At 73.3% G+C, this 20,953-nt stretch carries 21 protein-coding genes; 11 read left to right on the top strand and 10 right to left on the bottom strand.

The window, feature by feature from the left end; genetic code table 11:
• Positions 1–118 precede the first annotated feature (118 nt).
• Together ACFZA0_RS30200 and ACFZA0_RS30195 are read right to left on the bottom strand one after the other, a co-directional pair.
• Complete coding sequence (locus tag ACFZA0_RS30200) at positions 119–562, bottom strand: ATP-binding protein (protein ID WP_391022771.1); 444 nt, start codon at positions 560–562, stop codon at positions 119–121.
• Positions 563–963: 401 nt separating this feature from the next.
• Positions 964–1,977 carry a heavy metal transporter gene (locus tag ACFZA0_RS30195; RefSeq protein ID WP_391022769.1) on the bottom strand — a complete coding sequence of 338 codons (1,014 nt, stop codon included), beginning with the start codon at positions 1,975–1,977 and terminating at the stop codon, positions 964–966.
• 95 nt (positions 1,978–2,072) lie between these two features.
• Here ACFZA0_RS30195 and dapE point away from each other — a divergent pair, with 95 nt between their 5' ends.
• Both dapE and ACFZA0_RS30185 read left to right on the top strand, forming a co-directional pair.
• A complete protein-coding gene (gene dapE / locus ACFZA0_RS30190; protein ID WP_391022768.1) occupies positions 2,073–3,152 on the top strand; it encodes a succinyl-diaminopimelate desuccinylase in 1,080 nt (359 codons plus the stop codon).
• A gap of 168 nt (positions 3,153–3,320) precedes the next feature.
• Positions 3,321–4,079: a TIGR00730 family Rossman fold protein gene (locus tag ACFZA0_RS30185; protein ID WP_391022766.1), complete on the top strand. Its 759-nt coding sequence runs from the start codon at positions 3,321–3,323 to the stop codon at positions 4,077–4,079.
• Positions 4,080–4,151: 72 nt separating this feature from the next.
• Here ACFZA0_RS30185 and folP read toward each other — a convergent pair whose 3' ends face one another.
• Positions 4,152–5,012, bottom strand: a complete 861-nt coding sequence (gene folP / locus ACFZA0_RS30180; RefSeq protein WP_391022764.1) for a dihydropteroate synthase — start codon at positions 5,010–5,012, stop codon at positions 4,152–4,154.
• Between the two features lie 165 nt (positions 5,013–5,177).
• On the opposite strand from folP, the gene ACFZA0_RS30175 reads away from it, so the two are divergent.
• Together ACFZA0_RS30175 and ACFZA0_RS30170 are read left to right on the top strand one after the other, a co-directional pair.
• Entirely contained in the window at positions 5,178–5,528 is a 351-nt protein-coding gene (locus tag ACFZA0_RS30175) for a DivIVA domain-containing protein (RefSeq protein ID WP_391022762.1), read from the top strand.
• A complete protein-coding gene (locus ACFZA0_RS30170) occupies positions 5,525–6,109 on the top strand; it encodes a DNA-3-methyladenine glycosylase I (protein ID WP_391022761.1) in 585 nt (194 codons plus the stop codon). Before ACFZA0_RS30175 ends, ACFZA0_RS30170 begins: the two co-directional genes overlap by 4 nt.
• 33 nt (positions 6,110–6,142) lie before the next feature.
• Here ACFZA0_RS30170 and ACFZA0_RS30165 read toward each other — a convergent pair whose 3' ends face one another.
• Positions 6,143–6,946: an enoyl-CoA hydratase-related protein gene (locus ACFZA0_RS30165; protein WP_391022759.1), complete on the bottom strand. Its 804-nt coding sequence runs from the start codon at positions 6,944–6,946 to the stop codon at positions 6,143–6,145.
• 445 nt (positions 6,947–7,391) lie between these two features.
• On the opposite strand from ACFZA0_RS30165, the gene ACFZA0_RS30160 reads away from it, so the two are divergent.
• Positions 7,392–7,559 carry a DUF3117 domain-containing protein gene (locus ACFZA0_RS30160; protein ID WP_003966491.1) on the top strand — a complete coding sequence of 56 codons (168 nt, stop codon included), beginning with the start codon at positions 7,392–7,394 and terminating at the stop codon, positions 7,557–7,559.
• Between the two features lie 109 nt (positions 7,560–7,668).
• On the opposite strand, the gene ACFZA0_RS30155 is transcribed toward ACFZA0_RS30160, so the two are convergent.
• A complete protein-coding gene (locus ACFZA0_RS30155) occupies positions 7,669–8,367 on the bottom strand; it encodes a class I SAM-dependent methyltransferase (protein ID WP_391022804.1) in 699 nt (232 codons plus the stop codon).
• 223 nt (positions 8,368–8,590) lie between these two features.
• On the opposite strand from ACFZA0_RS30155, the gene sigE reads away from it, so the two are divergent.
• From sigE to ACFZA0_RS30130, 5 genes are all read left to right on the top strand, one after another.
• On the top strand, positions 8,591–9,280 hold the full coding sequence (gene sigE / locus ACFZA0_RS30150; protein WP_391022757.1) for an RNA polymerase sigma factor SigE: 690 nt from the start codon (positions 8,591–8,593) through the stop codon (positions 9,278–9,280).
• Positions 9,277–10,275, top strand: a complete 999-nt coding sequence (locus ACFZA0_RS30145; RefSeq protein ID WP_391022755.1) for a zf-HC2 domain-containing protein — start codon at positions 9,277–9,279, stop codon at positions 10,273–10,275. The genes sigE and ACFZA0_RS30145 overlap by 4 nt, the downstream gene beginning before the upstream one ends.
• A gap of 1,173 nt (positions 10,276–11,448) precedes the next feature.
• Positions 11,449–13,134 (top strand): trypsin-like peptidase domain-containing protein, encoded by a 1,686-nt coding sequence (locus ACFZA0_RS30140; protein ID WP_391022802.1) that lies wholly within the window; start codon positions 11,449–11,451, stop codon positions 13,132–13,134.
• Between the two features lie 279 nt (positions 13,135–13,413).
• Positions 13,414–13,860: a sec-independent translocase gene (locus ACFZA0_RS30135; RefSeq protein WP_391022753.1), complete on the top strand. Its 447-nt coding sequence runs from the start codon at positions 13,414–13,416 to the stop codon at positions 13,858–13,860.
• 289 nt (positions 13,861–14,149) lie between these two features.
• Positions 14,150–14,812: a hypothetical protein gene (locus ACFZA0_RS30130; protein ID WP_391022752.1), complete on the top strand. Its 663-nt coding sequence runs from the start codon at positions 14,150–14,152 to the stop codon at positions 14,810–14,812.
• A gap of 103 nt (positions 14,813–14,915) precedes the next feature.
• Here the strand turns inward: ACFZA0_RS30130 and ACFZA0_RS30125 are convergent, their stop codons facing one another.
• The 3 genes from ACFZA0_RS30125 to ACFZA0_RS30115 are packed head-to-tail and all read right to left on the bottom strand — an operon-like array spanning position 14,916 to position 18,026.
• Entirely contained in the window at positions 14,916–16,049 is a 1,134-nt protein-coding gene (locus tag ACFZA0_RS30125) for a P-loop NTPase (RefSeq protein ID WP_391022751.1), read from the bottom strand.
• A 44-nt stretch (positions 16,050–16,093) separates the two neighbouring features.
• A complete protein-coding gene (locus ACFZA0_RS30120) occupies positions 16,094–16,756 on the bottom strand; it encodes a DUF1003 domain-containing protein (protein ID WP_391022750.1) in 663 nt (220 codons plus the stop codon).
• Entirely contained in the window at positions 16,746–18,026 is a 1,281-nt protein-coding gene (locus ACFZA0_RS30115; RefSeq protein WP_391022749.1) for a magnesium transporter MgtE N-terminal domain-containing protein, read from the bottom strand. The genes ACFZA0_RS30120 and ACFZA0_RS30115 overlap by 11 nt, the downstream gene beginning before the upstream one ends.
• 272 nt (positions 18,027–18,298) lie before the next feature.
• Between ACFZA0_RS30115 and ACFZA0_RS30110 the strand changes: the two genes are divergently transcribed.
• Positions 18,299–19,048, top strand: a complete 750-nt coding sequence (locus ACFZA0_RS30110) for a hypothetical protein (RefSeq protein WP_391022748.1) — start codon at positions 18,299–18,301, stop codon at positions 19,046–19,048.
• Positions 19,049–19,060: 12 nt separating this feature from the next.
• Here the strand turns inward: ACFZA0_RS30110 and ACFZA0_RS30105 are convergent, their stop codons facing one another.
• Both ACFZA0_RS30105 and ACFZA0_RS30100 read right to left on the bottom strand, forming a co-directional pair.
• On the bottom strand, positions 19,061–19,588 hold the full coding sequence (locus ACFZA0_RS30105) for a hypothetical protein (RefSeq protein ID WP_391022746.1): 528 nt from the start codon (positions 19,586–19,588) through the stop codon (positions 19,061–19,063).
• Between the two features lie 43 nt (positions 19,589–19,631).
• Entirely contained in the window at positions 19,632–20,747 is a 1,116-nt protein-coding gene (locus tag ACFZA0_RS30100) for a CorA family divalent cation transporter (RefSeq protein ID WP_391022744.1), read from the bottom strand.
• Positions 20,748–20,953 lie beyond the last annotated feature (206 nt).

Below are 20,953 nucleotides of genomic sequence, written 5' to 3'. Positions count from 1 at the left end.
CCGCGGTACCGCGGCTGAGCCCCTGCGACTCGACGAGGAACGGCAGCCCCCACAGCAGCAGGAACACCATCGCCGGGAACTGCGTCGTGAAGTGCCGTTGTGCCGTGCGGGTGTCGCGTCAGCCGAGGGGCAGGCCCTTGACGGGCAGGCCGGCGGCGGGGGCGCCGCCCTTGGTCAGCGCGTCGGTGGGCAGGCCGCCCTTGGTCGCGGTCTTCGCGGTGTCCCCGAGGATGTCCCCGGCGGACCCCGCGGCCTCGCCGGCGGTCTTCTGGGCCGCGGGGGTGGCCTTCTTGACGACCCCTCCGCCGGTCTTGCCTGCGGCCGGCACGGCCTTCTCGACCGTCCGGCCACCGGTGTCGCCCGCCACGCCGGTGGCGTGCTGCGCCGCCCCGTCCAGGGTGTTGCCGACGTTCGCCCCGTCCAGGGCGGTCAGGCCGCCGAGGTTCGGGGCGGCCGGCAGCTCGGCCGCACCGGCGGCGCCGGCCGCTCCGACCACGGGCGCCGCCCCCGCTGCGATGAGCAGCGCGGCACGGGCGATCCGGCGGGTCAGGGGGAGGGACATGGTGCTCCTTCGACGGGAGAGAACGATGAACGGTGCTGTCCTGCACCGGAGTTGGTGTCGGCGGCTCCTCGTGAGGTCCCGCCGTCCGGGCTCGGACGCAGTGACTACCGCTCGAAGTCCGCGAAGGTTGCGGCGGCCGAACGCAAAGAGTTGGTAATGCGTCGCATTATCCGCTGTGGATAAAAACGGGCAAAGGGGCGACGGGGCCGGTGCCGACGAGGGGGGCGGAATCCCTTTGTCCGTAAGGGCGTCGGGTGATCGCGGGGGACCCCCTCCGGCGGACGCCCGCGAACACCGCGCCGCGGGGCCCGCGTTACCCGCACGGGTGACCGGCCGTACGGCTGCTCGGGTCGCGGCGGCGGACGCCCGGACCTCGCGGACCCGGCCGGGGGCGGCGGCGCCTAGCGGCCGGTGAGGATGACGACCTCGGAACCGGTCGCGGCGGAGCCGTCCTTGCCGTCGTCCGCGGCCTTCGTGCCCACGTCGCGCCACGTGCTGTCCGTGTTGCCCGCGGTCCAGCGGCGGCCCGCGTAGGTGACCTGTTCGATGTGCAGGGCCGAGGAGTTGGCCACCGCCCAGGACGCCAGCTGCCAGCCGCGCTCGGCGGTCGTGCGGTGCGTGCCGGCACCCCCGGCGGCGGTCACCGGCAGCGTCACCGTCCGCCCCGCGGTCCCCGTGCCCGAGCTGTCGCTGAGTTGGGTGTCCGAACTGCCCTCCGAAGCACCGGACTTGGCGTCGGCGTCGGCCGCCTCGGCGAGCACGCTCTGCCCGAAGTCCCGTACCAGGGCCGCCCGCACGGCGTCGGGGCTCGCCGCCGCCGCCTCGGTGGTCGTGGTGCGGCCGTCGCAGGTGAGCGTGGCCGCGGCCTGCCCGGTCAGCGCGGCGGCCAGCAGCTTCGCGTCCGGCTCGTGCTTCGCGTACGCCTCCGGGTAGCCGCTGCGCTGCACGCGCTGCGCCGCCTCGGTGAGCGGGAGCGTCGCGTAGTCCGGCACCTTCTCCAAGTGCTCGTAGAAGACGCCCGCCGCGTACGTCGGGTCCAGGATCTGCTTCTTCGTGCCCCAGCCCTGCGACGGGCGCTGCTGGAACAGCCCCAGCGAGTCCAGGTCCCCGTGCCGGATGTTGCGCAGCCCCGACTCCTGGAGCGACGTCGCCAGCGCGATCGTCACCGCCCGCTCGGGCAGGCCCCGGTCGGTGCCGACAGCGGTGATCGTCGCCGCGTTCACCGCCTGCTCCGGCGTGAACGTGTACGACGCGTCGTCCCCGTTCCCGGAGACGACCTCGCAGCCGTGCAAATCGGTGCCGCCCGTCAGGTACTGCACCGCGAGATAGCCCGCGACGGCGAGCAGGACGACGAGCGCCGCCGCGGCACGAAGGAGACGGCCGCGGCGCTTGGGGGTGGGGGACGGCTCTGGCACGCGTACAAGGTACTGGAGGTTCCCGGGACTGGCGTGTCCCGTGCGGCCGCTGTGCCCGGACCCGGCGTCCGCGGGCCCGGGTTAGGGTCGGGAGCATGGCCGACACCCCGCTTGACCTCACGCTGAACGCGGCGCGGCTCACCGCGCGACTCGTCGACTTCCCCTCGGAGAGCGGCACCGAGAAGCCGCTCGCCGACGCGGTCGAGGCCGCGCTGCGCACCCTCCCGCACCTGACGGTCGACCGGCACGGCAACAACGTCGTGGCGCGCACCCACCTCGGCCGGGCCGAGCGGGTGATCCTCGCCGGGCACATCGACACCGTGCCGATCGCGGACAACGTCCCCTCGCGGCTCGACGACGACGGTCTGCTCTGGGGCTGCGGCACCTGCGACATGAAGTCCGGCGTCGCGGTCCAGCTCCGCATCGCGGCCACCGTGCCCGAGCCCAACCGCGACCTGACCTTCGTGTTCTACGACAACGAGGAGGTCGCCGCGGAGCTGAACGGCCTGCGGCACGTGGCCGAGGCCCACCCCGACTGGCTGGCGGGCGACTTCGCCGTCCTTCTCGAACCCTCCGACGGCCAGGTCGAGGGCGGCTGCCAGGGCACCCTGCGGGTCCTGCTGAGGACGACCGGCGAGCGGGCCCACTCGGCGCGCTCCTGGATGGGCTCCAACGCGATCCACGCGGCTGCCCCGATCCTCGCCAGGCTCGCCGCCTACGAGCCGCGCCGCCCCGTCGTCGACGGACTGGAGTACCGCGAGGGCCTCAACGCGGTCGCCGTCTCCGGCGGCGTCGCCGGCAACGTGATCCCCGACGAGTGCGTCGTCACCGTCAACTTCCGCTACGCGCCCGACCGTTCGGAGGCCGAGGCGCTCGCCCACGTGCGCGAGGTGTTCGCCGGCTGCGACATCGCGGAGTTCGTCGTGGACGACCACAGCGGGGCCGCCATGCCCGGCCTGTCCCACCCCGCGGCGGCGGCCTTCGTCGACGCCGTGGGCGGTGTGCCGCAGCCCAAGTTCGGCTGGACCGACGTCTCCCGCTTCAGCGCCCTCGGCGTCCCCGCGGTGAACTACGGCCCCGGCAACCCGCACTTGGCGCACAAGCGCGACGAGCACGTGGACACCTCGAAGATCCTGGCGTGCGAGAAGCGCCTGCGGAAGTGGCTGACCTCCTGACGCCACGACCCGCCCGACGGGCGCGTCCGGTGTGCCGCTCGCACACCGGACACGCGCAGGTCCCCCCGCCGTAACCCGCGTAGACCTACGCTGAGGTGGAAAGACGCCTCCCCGCGCTCTCGGCCCCGGCCGATCGAGCCGGAGAGGCACCGAACGGAGGGAGCGCACATGGCGACCGGCAATCCGGAAGGCAAGAAGCAGCCGCCGGACGAACAGCGCCTCGGACCGGTCCTGCGCAGGCGGGGCCAGGTACAGGCGAGCACCACGGACCAGCGGCTGCTGGACGCGGGCGGCCCGTCCGACTGGGTGCACACCGACCCCTGGCGGGTCCTGCGCATCCAGTCCGAGTTCATCGAGGGCTTCGGCACCCTCGCCGAACTCCCGGCGGCGATCAGCGTGTTCGGCTCGGCGCGCACGCCGGTCGACTCGCCGGAGTACGACGCGGGAGTCCGGCTGGGCCGCGGCCTGGTCGAGGCGGGCTTCGCCGTCATCACGGGCGGCGGACCCGGCGCGATGGAGGCGGCCAACCGCGGCGCCTGCGAGGCGAAGGGCGTCTCGGTCGGCCTCGGCATCGAACTGCCCTTTGAGCAGGGCCTGAACCAGTACGTCGACATCGGCCTGAACTTCCGCTACTTCTTCGTGCGGAAGATGATGTTCGTCAAGTACGCCCAGGGCTTCGTGGTCCTGCCGGGCGGACTGGGCACCCTCGACGAACTCTTCGAGGCGCTGACCCTGGTCCAGACGCAGAAGGTCACCCAGTTCCCGATCGTGCTGCTCGGCAGCGCGTACTGGGGCGGTCTCGTCGACTGGCTCAGGAACACCCTGGTCGCCCAGGGCAAGGCCGCGGAGAAGGACCTGCTGCTGTTCCACGTCACGGACGACGTGGACGAGGCCGTCGCGCTGGTCTCCAAGGAGGCCGGCCGCTGACGGCCGGGCGGGACACGGCCCGACGGCCGTGCCCCGCCGTCGCCGCGGACGACGGGCGTTCCCGCGGCGGGCTCAGGCCAGGCCGCGGCGGGCGACGGCCGGCGGCCGGTGGCCCGCGATGGACGACACCATGTCCAGCACCTGCCGGGTCTCGGCGACCTCGTGCACCCGGTACACCTGCGCACCGAGCCAGGCGGAGACCGCGGTCGTCGCCAGCGTGCCGACCAGCCGCTCCTTCACCGGGCGGTCCAGCGTCTCGCCGACGAAGTCCTTGTTGGACAGCGACACCAGCACCGGCCAGCCCGTCGCCACCATCTCGTCGAGGCGGCGCGTGGCCTCCAGGCTGTGCCGGGTGTTCTTGCCGAAGTCGTGCCCGGGGTCGATCATCACCGACTCGCGGGGCACCCCCAGGGCCACCGCGCGCTCGGCCAGCCCCACGGTGACCGTCAGGACGTCCGCCATGACGTCGTCGTACGTGACCCGGTGCGGCCGGGTCCGCGGTTCCGCGCCGCCCGCGTGCGTGCACACCAGCCCCACCCGGTAGCGGGCCGCGACCTCCGCGAGGCGCGGATCGGCGCCGCCCCAGGCGTCGTTGAGCACGTCGGCGCCCGCCTCGCACACGGCCTCGCCGACCTCGGCACGCCAGGTGTCCACGCTGATCACGACGTCGGGGAAGCGGCGCCGCACCTCCGCCACGAAACCGACCGTGCGCCGGGCCTCCTCGTCGGCCGACACCTCGTCGCCGGGGCCGGCCTTCACCCCGCCGATGTCGACGACGGCCGCGCCCTCCGCCACCGCCTGCTCCACCCGCGCCAGGGCCGGCTCGTCGCGGAAGGTCGCGCCCCGGTCGTAGAAGGAGTCGGGGGTCCGGTTCACGATCGCCATGACCACCCGTTCGCGCGGGTCGAACTCCCGCCTGCCCAGCCTGAGCATCCCCTGTGAACCTCTCCTGGTACCTGCCGGTCTTCGGCCGTCCGCGGCCCTGACTGCCAGACTCGCATGGCACGATCGGACCCTGACACAGCGGGCTCCGCGGGCGCGGCAGCGCACACCGGGTCCCGTCACCACCGACACACCCGCATTCGGGAGACCTCAGCGATGGTTATGTTCCTGTTCCTGGTCGTCGCGCTCGCGGTCGTGGTGGCCGCGGTGACCCTCGCGGTGGTGGGCGGCGGCGAGAGCGGCCCGCTCCCCGAGGCCACGCCCGAGCGGCTCCACGACCCGCTGCCGGCCGACCGCCCGGTCGACCACGCCGACGTGGACGAGGTCCGCTTCCCGCTGGCCGCGCGCGGCTACCGGATGGCCGACGTCGACGACGTCCTCAACCGGCTCGGCGCCGAACTCGCCGAGCGCGACGCCCGCATCGCCGACCTGGAGTCCGAACTGGCCGGTGCGCGCGCCGCCCGCGTCCCCATGACCAAGCCCGAACAGCAGGACGAACAGCGATGACCGACGGCTCCGCGCTCGCCGGCCCGGACGGCGTCCCGCGCTGCCCGTGGGCCCTCTCCACCGAGGACTACGTCGCCTACCACGACGAGGAGTGGGGCCGGCCCGTCCACGGCGACGACGCCCTCTTCGAACGGCTCAGCCTGGAGGCGTTCCAGTCCGGCCTGTCGTGGATCACCATCCTGCGCCGCCGGAAGACCTTCCGCGCCGCCTTCGCCGACTTCAGGATCGACGCGGTGGCCGCGTTCACCGACGCCGACCGCGAACGGCTGCTCGCCGACCCCGGCATCATCCGCAACCGCGCCAAGGTCGACGCGACGATGGCCAACGCGCGCGTACTGGCCGACTGGGCGCCGGACGAACTCGACGCGTTCGTCTGGTCGTACGCCCCCGACCCGGCGCTCCGCCCGGCCCCGCGCACCCTCGGGGACGTCCCGGCGGTCACCCCGGAGTCGACGGCACTGTCCAAGGCGCTGAAGAAGCGGGGCCTGCGCTTCGTGGGACCGACCACGGCGTACGCGCTGATGCAGGCGTGCGGCCTGGTCGACGACCACCTCGCCGGCTGCGCGGCCCGCCGGGGCTGACCGCGCGGCGCCCGGCCGGGTGCGACACGGGCCTCAGCGGCCCCGGAAGACCGGCTTCTCCTTGTTGACGAAGGCCCGGACGGCGGCCGTGTGGTCCTCGGAGGCGCCGGCCCGGGTCTGGAGCTCGTCCTCCTTCTCCAGCGTCTCCGCCAGCGAGTGGGACAGCCCGAAGGACACCGCCTCCTTGATCGCCGCGTACGCGACCGTCGGCCCCGCCGCCAGCTTCCGCGCCGTCCGCTCGGCCTCCGCGCGCAGTTCGGCGGCCGGCACCACGCGGTCGGCGATCCCGAGCCCGAGCGCCTCCGCGGCCGTGATGCCGCGCGGGAACAGCAGCAGGTCGGTGGCCCGGCCCGGTCCGACCACCCGCGGCAGCGTCCACGAGATGCCGGAGTCGGCGGTCAGGCCCACACCGGCGAACGAGGTGTTGAACGAGGCGGTGTCCGCCACCACGCGGTGGTCGGCGGCGAGGGCGAACCCGAAACCGGCGCCCGCGGCAACGCCGTTGACGCCCGCGACCACCGGCTTCGGCATGCCGGCGATGGCCTCGACGATGGGGTTGTAGTGCTCGCGCACCGTGGTCATCGTGCGCCCCTCGCCGCTCTCGCGGTCGGAGGCGAGCAGCCCGACGTGCTCCTTGAGGTCCTGGCCCACGCAGAACGCCCGGTCCCCGGCGGCGGTCAGCAGCACCGCCCGCACGGCGTCGTCGTCCGCCGCCGCCCGCACCGCGTCGCGCAGGGCGACCTTGGTCGCGACGTCCAGCGCGTTCATCGCGTCGGGACGGTTCAGGGTGATCGTCGCGAGCCCGTCTGCCACTTCGTAGAGCACGGTGTCGGCCATGGGTGTCCCTCCGGTGTCGTGCCGCGGCGGCGCCGCGTTCGCGTGCCGCGCGCCGTGACGGATCGTGAGCGGACCGTCGCGCCGCGGCGTCGGGTGCGGGACGTACCGACCGGTACGCCCGCGTACTCAGCACAGCATGGCGGAGATCGCCGACGGTGCGCGGCGTCGGTCGTGTGACCTGCGTCAAAGAATTCCGGGCCGATTTCCGGTGCCGCGCCGTGGCGGGGCGGCGAAGTATCGCAGTCACATCGGCGAATTGAGTCGTTTTGCTCGCGTGCGTTGCCCAAGCGATGCAGACCGACGTTGGTCATCGGGTGCGCTGATGCGGGATAATGGCTTAGAAGCAATGTGTTCGATGCCGGTGCCGCGTGCCATCACCAAGGACGGTGCGTGCCCTTCGTGGGCTGTCGGCTGACGTGAGCTGGTTTCAGGAAGGGGAACGAGCATGGCGGCCATGAAGCCGCGGACGGGCGATGGCCCGCTCGAGGTGACAAAGGAGGGGCGGGGCATCGTCATGCGCGTTCCGCTCGAAGGCGGCGGTCGGCTCGTCGTCGAGCTGACCCCGGACGAGGCCGACGCGCTCGGCGACGCCCTCAAGAAGGTCGTCGGCTGACGCGCTGCGACCAACAGCCTTTCGGCTGCCCCGGCGTCTTCGCGGCCGGGGCAGCCGCTTTTTTTCGCGGTCGTCCTTTTCCGCCGCCGGCCCATCCGCCGTCGCGTGCTCAGCGTTTGACGGCGCACAGCAGGCCGTCGCCCACCGGCAGCAGCGACGGGGCCAGCTCCTGCGTCTCGCGCACCGTCCGCAGCAGCTCCCGCAGCCGCACCACCTCGGTGGGCTGCGGACCGGAGTCCATGGTGCGGCCGTGTGCGAACACGCCCTCGAACACGACGATTCCGCCGGGCCTCAGCAGGCGCAACGATTCAGCGAGATAGTCGAGGAACTCCGAGCGGTCGCCGTCGCAGAACACCAGGTCGTAGCCCGAGTCCGCGAGGCGCGGCAGGACGTCCAGGGCGCGGCCCGGGATGAAGCGGGCCCGGTTGCTGGCGAACCCGGCCGCGCGGAACGCCTGCCGGGCGAACTGCTGGTGCTCCGGCTCGTGGTCGACGGTGGTCAGCACCCCGTCCGGCCGCATGCCGTGCAGCAGATGGATCCCCGAGACGCCGGTGCCGGTGCCGATCTCCGCGACCGCCTTCGCGTCCACGGCCGAGGCGAGCAGACGCAGGGCCGCGCCCGTGCCGGGGGACACCGAGCGCAGCCCGGCCGCCCGAGCGCGCTCGCGGGACCACAGCACCGCGTCGTCCTCGGCGACATAGGCGTCGGCGAACGCCCAGCCCGTCTGCCGGTTGCCGGTAATGACCCTCTCCTTGCCCCGTGGTTGCCTGGGCGTGACTGTATCCGTTGGAGTCGGGAACCCACTGATGGGACTGGTCGTTTGAAGGAGAGAGACGAGCGACCCGGGGGAGCAGGTGGAACAGACCGTCGAGCAACTGCCGACGCATCCGCACCAGGCGGGCCTGCGCGTATCAAATTCTCGTAAAACCGCTTATCCGGAGCTAACGGGCGAGGTGGCTATGGTAGGGGCTCCACTGGACACCACCAGAGCCGACAGGGGAGGTGCGGCCGCGCATGAGGATCGGGGAGGAGTGCTCCGGCGCTTTCTCGGATCGTCGGGCAGGCCGAAATCCGTGACCGACACCGCTGCTGACCCCAGCCCCACCCAGACCGCGACCTTCTCCACCGACGCGGACGGGCAGGCATGGACTCCGCCCACCTGGGAGGAGATCGTCAGCACCCACAGTGGCCGCGTCTACCGCCTGGCCTACCGCCTCACCGGCAACCAGCACGACGCCGAGGACCTGACCCAGGAAGTCTTCGTCCGGGTGTTCCGCTCCCTGTCGACGTACACCCCGGGCACGTTTGAGGGCTGGCTGCACCGCATCACCACCAACCTCTTCCTGGACATGGTCCGGCGAAAGCAGCGCATCCGCTTCGACGCCCTCGGCGACGACGCGGCCGAGCGCCTGGCCAGCCGTGAGCCCACGCCCCAACAGCTCTTCCACGACGCCCACTTCGACGCGGACGTGCAGCAGGCCCTCGACACCCTCGCCCCGGAGTTCCGCGCCGCGGTCGTCCTGTGCGACATCGAGGGTCTCTCGTACGAGGAGATCGCGGCGACCCTCGGCGTCAAGCTCGGCACGGTCCGTTCCCGGATCCATCGCGGCCGTTCGCAGCTCCGCAAGGCACTGGCCCACCGTTCTCCCGAGGCCAGGGCCGAGCGGCGCTCGTTCACGGCCCGTATTCCGGCGCTGGGGGGAGGGGGCGCTACCGCGTGAGTGCATCCTGGCCCAAACCCGTTGAAGGACACCTCGCAGAGCAGCATCTCGGTGACCGCCTTTCCGCCCTGGTGGACGGAGAACTCGGTCACGACTCCCGCGACCGTGTCCTCGCGCACGTCGCGACGTGCCCCAAGTGCCGGGCAGAGGTGGACGCCCAGCGCCGGCTGAAGAACGTCTTCGCCGAGGTCGCCCCGCCGCCGCCCTCCGAGAGCTTCCTGGCACGCCTTCAGGGACTTCCCGGCGGAGGCGACCCCGACGACGGTCCGCCGACCCCCGACGCCGGGTTTCCCGGGGTCTTCTCCCGGCGCTCCGCGGGGTTCGGCGTGAAGCCGGGCGAGCCGTTCGCCTTCGACTACGCCCCCGTCTCCCCGCACGCCGCGCGGCCCGCCCGGCACGACGACCGCGACGCCGGGGCGTCCGACCCCGGCTTCCGCATCCACCACGTGGGGCGCGAGTCCGAGCGGTCGACCTCGCGGGGCATGCGGTTCGCGTTCGTCGCGGCCGGCGCGGTCTCGCTCGCCGCGATCGCCCTCGGCGGCATGACCGCGAGCGTCCCGGCCGACACGGTCACGGACGCCCGCGGCGGCAGCAACATCACCCCGGCCAGCGGCCGGGGCACCGGTTCCGCGCTCGCCGAGAACCAGCGCAGGCGTGCGGGCGCCCCGATGTTCGCCCAGGGGCGTCGCTCGTTCGGGGACTTCCCGATGGCGCTCGACAGCATCTCGGCACCCCTGCTGCCGGGCCTGCCGGCCCAGCCCTCCGCCCGCGACCGGGACGCCCTGTCCGCCCTGGCCCCCCAGGTCGCGGCCGGCGCCGCCGCCATGTCCCCGCTCATACGCCCCTTCGCCCCGGCACCGCCGGTGACCGACACCGCGTGGTACCCGGGCCGGGTGGCCACGGGGCCCGGTCTGCTTCCGACACCGGCGGACGACCCCGCGTACGTCTCCTCCCTCGCGGCCGTCACCGCGGCCTCCTCGCGCCCCACGCCCTGACCGGACGGCAGCCCGCGACCGTCGCCGAACCTGGTTGAATCCCCGGGTGGGGCGCGCCCAGGACCTCTGTCCCGGCGCGGAGTCGACGAATCGCCGCCACCGGGCGTGGTGGGTGCGGCGAGCTGTGGGGAGAGCATGAACGAGGGGAAGCCGCCGAAGGCGAAGTGGTGGAGCAGGCCCCGGCCGCAGACGCCCGCGGGCGAGGCGGGGCCGGCCGAACCACCGACGCCACCTGCGGTCCCACCCGCGGCGCCGCAGGACACGACGCGGTCCGCCGCACCCGAACACGCGGACACGCAGGGCGACTTCGAACTGGCGCGACCGCGGGGCACGGACGACCGGACCGACCCGGACGACACCGGAACGGCTGCCCACGACCCGAACGGAACGGACCGCACGGCGGCGGCCGCGGGTGAGGGTGCGGGTGACGGCGCGGGTCCGGTGGACGCGGTGGGCGCGGGGCGCGCTTCCGGCGGTGAGGTCCGGCAGCACGCCGAAGTGGCGCCCCCGGGAGGGGACTTCGAGGCGGACAGGGGCGTGCGGGGTGACCGCGGGGCGGTGTCGCGTGCCGAAGTTCTTTCTCAGGCCGGTGACTTGGGGTCCGACCCGGCGGTGGGCGCGGAGGACCACGGGGTCCGGGCGCATGGCGACGTTCCGTCCTCGGTGGGCGATGTCGCGTCCGACCCGGCGGTGAGCGCGGACGGCGCCGAGGACCGGCAGGCCGGGTCGCCCGCCGACGTTCGGTCCTCCGCCGGTGATGTCGCCTCCGTCCAGGCAGCGGATGCGGACGGCGCCGAGGACCGGCAGGCCGGGTCGCCCGCCGACGTTCGGTCCTCCGCCGGTGACGTCGCCTCCGTCCCGGCAGCGGATGCGGACGGCGCGGACGACCTCGGCGTCCGGGCGCGTGCCGACGTTCCGTCCTCGGTGGGCGAAGTCGCGTCCGCCCCGGCGGTGAGCGCGGACGGCGCCGAGGACCGGAAGGCCGGGTCGCCTGCCGACGTTCGGTCCTCCGCCGGTGATGTCGCCTCCGTCCCGGCAGCGGGTGCGGACGGCGCCGAGGACCGGCAGGCCGGGTCGCCCGCCGACGTCCGGTCCTCCGCCGGTGATGTCGCCTCCGCCCAGGCAGCGGATGCGGACGGCGCCGACGACCGCGACGTCCGGGCGCGTGCCGAAGTGGGCTCCGCGGACGGTGACTTCGCCCTCCAGACGCCGGCTCCGCCCGTCACGACGACCCCCGCCGGGCCGCCCGTGCCGTCCGCCCCCGCCGTGCCGCCCGCCCCCGTGACCGTTCCGGCCGCCCGTGCCGGGTCCTCGTCGGTCGGCCCCGGTGAACCCCCGGCCGGTGCCCCGCGCGACGTCGTCGCACCGCCCGCGCAGCGCACCCGGCCGCTGCACGAACCCGATCACTACAGCACCCCGCCGTACGGGAACCCGGGCCCCTGGGCCCCCGCACCGCCCGTGCAGCACCCGGGGGTGCCCCGGGCGCCCTTCCCGCAGCAGGGCGGCGCGCCCGGCCCGGTGCCGGCCGCCGCGCCGCCCTTCAACCCGCCCCCGGCTCAGGCGAGTCCGGGGTCCGGCGGCCATGAGGTGCACGACGCGGCCACCGTCGCCGGCGTCCCCGCGCGGCACGCGCCGGCCGACGGGCCCCCGGTGCCGTCGGCCGCCGTCGACGCGGCACCCGACCCGTGGGCCCGTTACGACCCCTGGTCGCCGGTGCCCCTGGCCGGTGCCGTCCCCCCGGAGCACCGGTCGGCGCCCGTCCGGCGGGCCGGGCGCGGCCTCGCCGTCGGTGCCGTCGTGCTCGCCCTGGTGTCCGGGGGCGTGGGCGGCTTCGTCGGGATCCACCTCGACAGGCAAGCGCGCCACACGGACGTCTCGCTGCCGCAGGCGCCCCGCGAGCCCGCCGGGCGGCCGGCCGCCGGTGTGGCGGCGATCGCGGCGCGCGCCCTGCCCAGCGTGGTGACGCTGCACGTGTCGGGCGACCAGGAGCAGGACACGGGCACCGGGTTCGTCCTCGACGCCGAGGGCGACATCCTCACGAACAACCACGTCGTCGAACCGGCCGGTTCCGACGGCGAGATCGAGGCGACCTTCGACGGCGGCAGGACCGTGAGGGCCGAGGTGGTCGGCCGGGACAGCGGCTACGACCTCGCCGTCGTGAAGGTGACCGGCGTCGACGGCCTCACGCCCATGCCGCTCGGCAACTCCGACAACGTGCGCGTGGGCGACCCGGTGGTCGCGATCGGCGCCCCCTTCGACCTGGCGGGCACGGTCACCTCCGGCATCATCAGCGCCAAGAACCGGCCCATCACGGCCGGGGGCGACGAGAGCGAGGGCGGCGAGGTGTCGTACGTCGACGCGCTCCAGACCGACGCCCCCATCAACCCGGGCAACTCCGGCGGCCCGCTGCTCGACGCGGAGGCGCGTGTCGTCGGCGTCAACTCCGCGATGCGCGCGGCGGACGACGGGTCGAGCCCGGCGGGCGGCCAGGCGGGGTCGATAGGGCTCGGGTTCGCCATCCCGGTCAACCAGGCCAGGCGCGTCGCCGAGGAACTGATCAACACCGGCCACGCCACCCACCCGGTCATCGGCATCACCCTCGACATGGCGTACGCGGGCGACGGTGCCCGCGTCGGCACGGGCTCCGGCGCGGTCGTCGCGGGCGGCCCCGGCGACCGGGCCGGCATCGAGCCCGGGGACGTCGTCACCGCCGTGGACGGGACGGCGGTGCACACCGGCAAGGAGCTGATCGTCCGTACCCGGGCGCACCGACCCGGCGACAGCCTGAGACTCACCCTCACGCGGGACGGCAGGAGCCGGACGGTGACCCTCGTCCTAGGCTCCTCGGACAGCGGCTGACAAGCTGGGACGGCCCGGCTCCGGCGCGCACGCGCGGCGCCGGGCCGGAACGGATCCGGCGGATCCGCCGGATCCGCCGGATGTGCCAGATAGGTCACAGAACGGGACCCGATCCCCTCCGCACAAGGCAAACAATGGGGAAACAGGCCGTTCCGGTGGACGTGGGGGGCGCTGGACAGTACCGGTCGGGCGGGATCGCCGGGTACCGTGGACCCGGCTCGGACCACGGAAAGACTCGCGCTGACCGCCCAGGACCGAGGACATCGCAAGGAGCTTCAGGTGTTCAATGACATAGGACCGCTCGAGCTGGTGACGCTCGTCGTGCTCGCTGTGCTCGTCTTCGGTCCCGACAAGCTTCCGAAGGTCATCCAGGACGTGATGCGCACGATCCGGAAGATCCGGGAGTTCTCTGAGGGCGCCAAGCAGGACATCCGCAACGAACTCGGCCCCGAGTTCAAGGACTTCGAGTTCGAGGACCTGAATCCCAGGACGTTCATCCGCAAGCAGCTGGACAACGACGAACTGGGCCTCAAGGAGATCCGCAGCAGCTTCGACCTGAAGAAGGAGATGGCCGAGATCACCGACTCGGTCCACGGCCGTGAGTCGGACTCCTCCTCGGTCGCCGCCGCCGCGTCGTCGGACTCCTCCGGCGGACGCATCGACATGACGAAGAAGCCGGAGACCGCGGTCGAGGAGCGTCCGCCCTTCGACGCGGACGCCACCTGACCCGTCGCACGTCACCGGCCCCCACCCGGGCCCCCGGGCGCAGCACGACGCCGTCCCTCCGACGCGAGGGGCGGCGTTCGTCGTACCGCCGTACGTGACGCGTCTCATACTCCGCCCGGCGGTGCGCAACCCCCTGATAGGGGAGGTCCTGACGCCCCACGCGCGAGCGGTTTCCCGGCTGCTCACAGCGGTGTGGCTATGCTGCCGAGTTGTTGTGCGGACCGGACGAGTGCGCCCGAAGGGGGGCGGGCCGCCCCGGTCCGACGAGAACGAGGGAGGCGTCGGGCACATGGAGACGACAAGCGGGGCGGTCGCACAGGCGCCGGCAGCGGACGGAAAGCAGCAGGTTCCGTCCGCACGGCGCACGGTGGACGGCTTCCTGCTGGCGCCCTTCCCGTGGTACGGCCTGGACGAGGCGTTCACGGGACCGCGCTGGCTGATGCAGGTCGGTTCGGCGGCCGACGGGGCCGTCGAGCACGGTTCGATCGGGCACGGCGACGAGCCCTCCGTACTGAACGCGAACGAGGGTACGCAGGACAAGGAGCGCTTCGCGGTGGTCATCACCGTCGCCGCCCACCCGGGGCGGCGCAGCGCGGACGGCACCGGCCATCTGGAGGCCACCTCGGTCTCCTCCGCCGCGTGGCTCGCCGGGGTCGGGCTGCTGTCCTTCACCTGGCCGGGGCAGATCGACCACTCGCTGCGGGACGACTGGCTCGACCAGCAGACGGAGACGGCCTGGGCGCTCGCGGACGACCTGGAGGGCCCCGAGTGGTCCTCGCTGTCGCTGCCCGTGGACGGGGTGCCGACCCCGTTCCACTACCGAGAGTCCGAGTTCGGCTGGGTACTGGCCGGCTCCACCCAGCAGGGCGTCCACGTCGGGGCGTACGGCCGGGGCATGAGCGCCTACGGGCTGGGTTTCGCCGTGATCAAGGACATCGCCTCGTACGCCTGACCCCGCCGCGGCCAGGGGCCGGGCGGGCAAGCAAGGAGGTACGACGACGCCGGGGCGCCCTCCACGACCGGGAGGGCGCCCCGGCGCCGTCGGTGGGACCGGCCTAGAACTTGTTGCGCGGGGTGATCCCCAGCGACAGGCCCGACAGGCCGCGCTGCCGGCCGCCCAGCTTGCCCGCGATCGAGCGCAGGGCCGCGCCCGCCGGGGACTCCGGGTCGGTCAGGACCACCGGGCGGCCCTCGTCGCCGCCCTCGCGCAGCCGGACGTCGATCGGGATGGAGCCGAGCACCGGGACCGTGGCGCCGGTCGTGCGGGTCAGGCCGTCGGCGACCGACTGTCCGCCGCCCGTGCCGAACACGTCGACCATCTCGCCGCAGTGCGGGCAGGGCAGTCCGGCCATGTTCTCGACGACGCCCACGATCTTCTGGTGCGTCTGCACGGCGATGGAGCCCGCCCGCTCGGCGACCTCGGCCGCCGCCTGCTGAGGCGTCGTCACGACGAGGATCTCGGCGTTCGGCACGAGCTGCGCCACCGAGATGGCGATGTCGCCGGTGCCGGGCGGCAGGTCGAGCAGCAGGACGTCCAGGTCGCCCCAGTACACGTCCGCGAGGAACTGCTGGAGCGCGCGGTGCAGCATCGGGCCGCGCCACACGACCGGGGCGTTGCCCGGGGTGAACATGCCGATCGAGATGACCTTCACGCCGTTCGCGGACGGCGGCATGATCATGTTCTCGACCTGGGTGGGCCGTCCGTCGGCGCCGAGCATGCGGGGCACGGAGTGGCCGTAGATGTCGGCGTCGACGACGCCCACCTTCAGACCGTCCGCCGCCATCGCGGCCGCGAGGTTCACCGTCACGGACGACTTGCCGACGCCGCCCTTGCCGGACGCCACCGCGTACACCCGGGTCAGCGAACCGGGCTTGGCGAAGGGCACCTCGCGCTCGGCCTGGCCGCCGCGCAGGGCCGCCGCGAGCTCGCGGCGCTGCTCGTCGCTCATCACGTCGAGCTCGACGTCGACGCGGGTGACGCCCTCGACCCGCCCGACGGCCTCCGTCACGCGCTGGGTGATGGTGTCGCGCATCGGGCACCCGGAGACGGTCAGGTACACCGCGACCGCGACCGTCCCGTCCGCGCCGATCTCCACGGATTTGACCATCCCCAGCTCGGTGATGGGTCGTTGGATCTCGGGGTCGTTCACCGTCGACAGTGCGTCACGCACCGCGTCTTCCGTAGCCATACCGTCGATGGTACGGCGCCGCACAGGGGCGCCGGGAAGCCCTGTCAGCGGTCGTCTGCGTCACGTCCGCGCGGACGTTCGCCCTCCGCAGCCGGGAGCGCCGGGAATGCGCCGTGGCCGCCGGGCTGTCCGCCCGCCCGGCCGCCGCCGTGGCCGCCGCCGTGCCCGTCCTCGTGGGCGCCGGGGTGGCGCTCCTCCAGTTCCTTCACCAGGTCCTGGAGTTCGGAGCGGATCCAGTCGCGGGTGGCCACCTCGCCCAGGCCGATGCGCAGGGACGCGATCTCGCGGGTCAGGTACTCGGTGTCGGCGATCGACCGCTCGTTCTGCTTGCGGTCCTGCTCCAGGTTGACCCGGTCGCGGTCGTCCTGCCTGTTCTGCGCGAGCAGGATCAGCGGGGCCGCGTAGGAGGCCTGGAGCGACAGCATCAGCGTCAGGAAGATGAACGGGTAGTTGTCGAACCGCAGGTCCCGGGGCGCCGCGATGTTCCACACCACCCACAGGATGATGACGACCGTCATCCAGACGATGAACCGCCCTGTCCCCAGGAACCGCGCGATGCGCTCCGACAGCCGGCCGAACGCCTCCGGGTCCCACTCGGGCACGATCCGGCGGCGCGGCGGGCGCGGCTGGTCCAGCCGGGGCCGGGTGCGGCCCGACGGCGTCGCCCCCGCGGGCGTACGGTCGCGTCCCTCGCGCTCAGGAGCCATGGGGCGCCCCCTCGTCGAGGTGGAACTCGGTCTCGCGCCAGTCGTCGGGCAGCATGTGGTCCAGTACGTCGTCGACGGTGACCGCGCCCAGCAGTGCCCCGGCCTCGTCCACGACGGGTGCGGCGACCATGTCGTACGTGGCGAAGAAGCCGGCCACCACGGGCAGCGGTGCCTTGGGGGAGAGCGGCTGGAGGCCGTCGTCCAGGATCGAGCCGACGAGCGTGTACGGCGGGTCGCGCAGCAGCCGCTGGAAGTGCACCGTGCCGAGGTACTTGCCGGTCGGCGTCTCGTCGGGCGGGCGGCACACGTAGACCTGGGCGGCGAGGGCGGGGGACAGGTCGGCGTTGCGTACGCGCGCGAGGGCGTCGGCGACCGTCGCGTCGGGCCGCAGCACGATCGGCTCGGTCGTCATCAGGCCGCCCGCCGTGTGCTCCTCGTACGCCATCAGGCGCCGCATGTCCTCGGCGTCCGAGGGGCTCATCAGGCTGAGCAGCCGCTCCTTGTCGTCCTCGGGCAGCTCGGACAGCAGGTCGGCCGCGTCGTCCGGGTCCATGGCCTCCAGGACGTCGGCGGCGCGCTCCTCCTTGAGCTTGCCGAGGATCTCGATCTGGTCGTCCTCCGGCAGCTCCTCCAGGACGTCGGCGAGCCGGTCGTCGTCGAGGGCCGCGGCGACCTCCGCGCGCCGCTTCGGCGAGAGGTGGTGCAGCACGTTGGCGAGGTCGGCGGGGCGCAGCTGTTCGAACGTGGCGAGCAGGTTCTCGGCGCCCTGCCCCTGCTCGTCGACGGTCAGGCCGCTGACGGCGGACCACTCGACGGTGAGCGTCTCGCCCTTCGCGCGCCGGAAGGCACCGCCGCGCCCGCCCTTGCGCACGAAGACACGGTCGACCTCCCAGTCCCGGCGGGCGGGCAGCTGCTGCACGGAGAGGTCGAGCACGGTGACCTCCTCGCCGGTCTCGCCGAGGGTGACCCGGCGGTCGAGGAGTTCGCCGAAGACGAGGCGTTCGGTGGGCCGCTGCTCGAAGCGCCGCACGTTGAGCACACCGGTCGTGATGACCTGGCCGGACTCGACACCGGTCACCCGGGTCATCGGCAGGAAGATGCGGCGCCGGGTGGACAGCTCGACGACCAGGCCGAGCACGCGCGGCGGCCTGCGGCCGACGCGGAGCACGACGACCAGGTCGCGCACGCGCCCCACGGCGTCGCCGTTCGGGTCGAAGACGGCGACTCCGGCGAGGTGCGAGACGAAGATCCGGGGGGCGCCCCCTGCCATGGCCGCGGCTCCTTTCCGTTCCGTACGGCGCTGTGCCGCCGGTGCTCGTGCTGTCGCGGACGTCCGCCGGGCGGTACTTCCGGTTCCTGCCGCTTCCGGCCACCGGCCTGTGCCGCTTGTCCCCCTTGCCCGCTCCGGTCGGCTTCAGGCTAGCCCGTCCCCATCGAATACGCCCTGGTGAGCGGTGCGGACGGACTGGCTCCACCCCTCGCGCGCGACACCGGTACGCTGCCGTCCGTCGTTGAGGAACCCGTCAGAGAGGCAGCCCACCTGTGACTGCGATTGCCCTGGGCCCCGTCCGCCGTTCCGGGTTCGCGGGCGCGGTGTGCGCCCTCGTGGTGGCAGCGGTGACGGGACTCGCGGGATGCGGCGGCGACGACCCGGACGCGGGCACCAACGGCGTGGGCAGGCTGTCCGCCGCGAAGATCCAGGCGCGCGCGCAGAACGCCGCGCGCACCGCCGACGCGGTCCGGCTGTCCGGCACCGTGGTCAGCGACGGGCGCACCTACACGCTGGACATGGGCCTCACCTCCGGCGGCGGCAGCGGTTCGGTGACCTCCAAGGGCGTCACCTTCCATCTGCTGCGGGTGGACGAGGAGCTGTACCTGAAGGCCGACGCCGACTTCTGGACGCAGGCCGACGGCAGGTCCGCGGACGGCGGCACGGCGGACAAGCTGGGCGGCAAGTACGTGAAGGTGCCGAGCAGCGACGCCACGTACAAGCGGTTCAGCGGTTTCACCGACAAGGACGTCCTCCTCGGCGGGCTGCTGACCCTGCACGGCACGCTCGCCAAGGACGGCCACCACGAGCAGGGGGGCACCCGCACGGTCCGCATCACCGGCGACAAGGGCTCCGGCGGCACCCTCGACGTCTCGCTGCGGGGCAGGCCCTACCCGCTGCGGCTGGAGCGGGCCGGCGGTGCGGGCACGCTCAGCTTCTCCGGCTGGGGCAAGCACATCGCCCTCGACCAGCCGCCCGCCTCCGACACCGTCGACCTGGGGCAGCAGCTTCCGGCGTCCTGACCGCGGCCGCCGTCAGCCGCGCCGCCGTTTCCGCTTCAGCAGCAGCCGGGGCAGACCGGCCGGGGCCGGCCGGCGGGTCGTGGCCGGGGTCGGCAGCGGGGGCTCGGCCAACTGGCCGTCGGGCAGCGGCAGCGAGGCCCCGGTGGGCTCCAGGCGCAGCACGCGGCACTCACGGGCCCAGCGGTCCGTCATGGTCTGCGCGTCGGGTGCGTTGAGCCGCTTGCCCTTCAGCTCCGCCACCGCAGACTCCCAGCCCGCCGAGCCGGGCGGCAGTTCGGCGACGGTGGCCGTCCAGGTCACCAGCCGGCCGCCCTTGTCCTTGCTGCGGACGGTCACCTCGGCCGCCGCCCCGTGCGCGAGACCGGGCAGCGGCTGCTCCCCGGGGCCGTCGCCGACGAGGCAGGCGGCGCCCTCGTGCCAGACGTGCCACAGCGCGCGGGACGGCCCGCCGGGCCCCCGGACCCAGACGAGACCGGACTTCTTGGTGGCCTCCTCGACGAGGGCCTGGCCGAGCAGCTCGTGGGACGTGGGGTTGGTCATGGGCAGAAGGGTAGGGCCCCCGGACCCGCCGCGGGCCCGGCGGTCACAGCCAGCCGTTGCGCTTGAGGGTGCGGTGGATGCCCAGGCAGATGACGATCGTGACCGACACGGTCACGGGATAGCCGTAGCGCCAGTGCAGTTCGGGCATGTACTTGAAGTTCATCCCGTACACCCCGCAGACCATCGTCGGCACGGCGATGATCGCGGCCCACGAGGTGATCTTGCGCATGTCCTCGTTCTGCGCGACGGACGCCTGCGCCAGGTTGGCCTGGAGGATCGAGTTGAGCAACTCGTCGAAGGCCAGCACCTGTTCCTGGACGCGCGCGAGGTGGTCGGCGACGTCGCGGAAGTACTTCTGGATGTCGGGGTCGATCAGCCGCATCGGCCGCTCGCTCAGGAGCTGCATCGGACGCAGCAGCGGCGTCACCGCGCGCTTGAACTCCAGTACCTCGCGCTTGAGTTGGTAGATCCGCCCGGCGTCGGTGCCGCGCGGGGTGCCCTTGCGGCCCGGCGAGAACACCTCCGTCTCGACCTCGTCGATGTCGTCCTGCACGGCGTCGGCGACCGCGATGTAGCCGTCGACGACGTGGTCGGCGATGGAGTGCAGCACCGCGGAGGGGCCCTTGGCGAGCAGTTCCGGGTCGTCCTGGAGCCGGTGGCGCAGCGCGCGCAGCGAACCCTGGCCGCCGTGCCGGACGGTGATGAAGAAGTCCGGGCCGGTGAAGCACATCACCTCGCCGGTCTCGACGACCTCGCTGGTGGCGGTGAGCAGGTCGTGCTCGACGTAGTGGATGGTCTTGAAGACGGTGAAGAGGCTGTCGTCGTAGCGCTCCAGCTTGGGCCGCTGGTGGGCCTGGACGGCGTCCTCCACGGCGAGCGGGTGCAGCCCGAACTCCGAGGCGATGCCGGCGAATTCGGCCTCCGTCGGCTCGTGCAGACCCATCCAGACGAAGCCGCCGTCCCGTCGCACCAGCCGCATCGCCTCGTGCGGCGCGAGCGGCTGCGGGGTCTCGACGCGGGCGCCGTCGCGGTACACGGCGCAGTCGACGACGGCCGAGGGGGTCGCGGGGTCGCGGGTGGTGTCGTACGTACCGCTGTCCTTGCGGATCGCGGGACGCGACGGACGGACCACGGCTCGCAGGTCGCGGATCATCGACATGGCAGGCTCCTTCGCGACGAGCAACGAAAGGCACCTGCGACGGTTGGAACCGACCGGAATGAGGACGTATCGCATGCGGGATGTTTGGCACGTCCACAAAGCGGGGAGCACCGCACCGTCGCGGTGGCGAGCTTCGCTACTGCTTCTACTGCTTCAGATCAGGCAGTCAGACAGATCAGGCAAAACGAAACGAAGCGCTCTTCCGT

This window comes from Streptomyces sp. NPDC008150 (assembly GCF_042956945.1).
Taxonomy (GTDB): Bacteria; Actinomycetota; Actinomycetes; order Streptomycetales; family Streptomycetaceae; genus Streptomyces.
The sequence above is the reverse complement of the archived record's forward strand: the minus strand, read 5'-3'. Positions and strand labels throughout refer to the sequence as shown.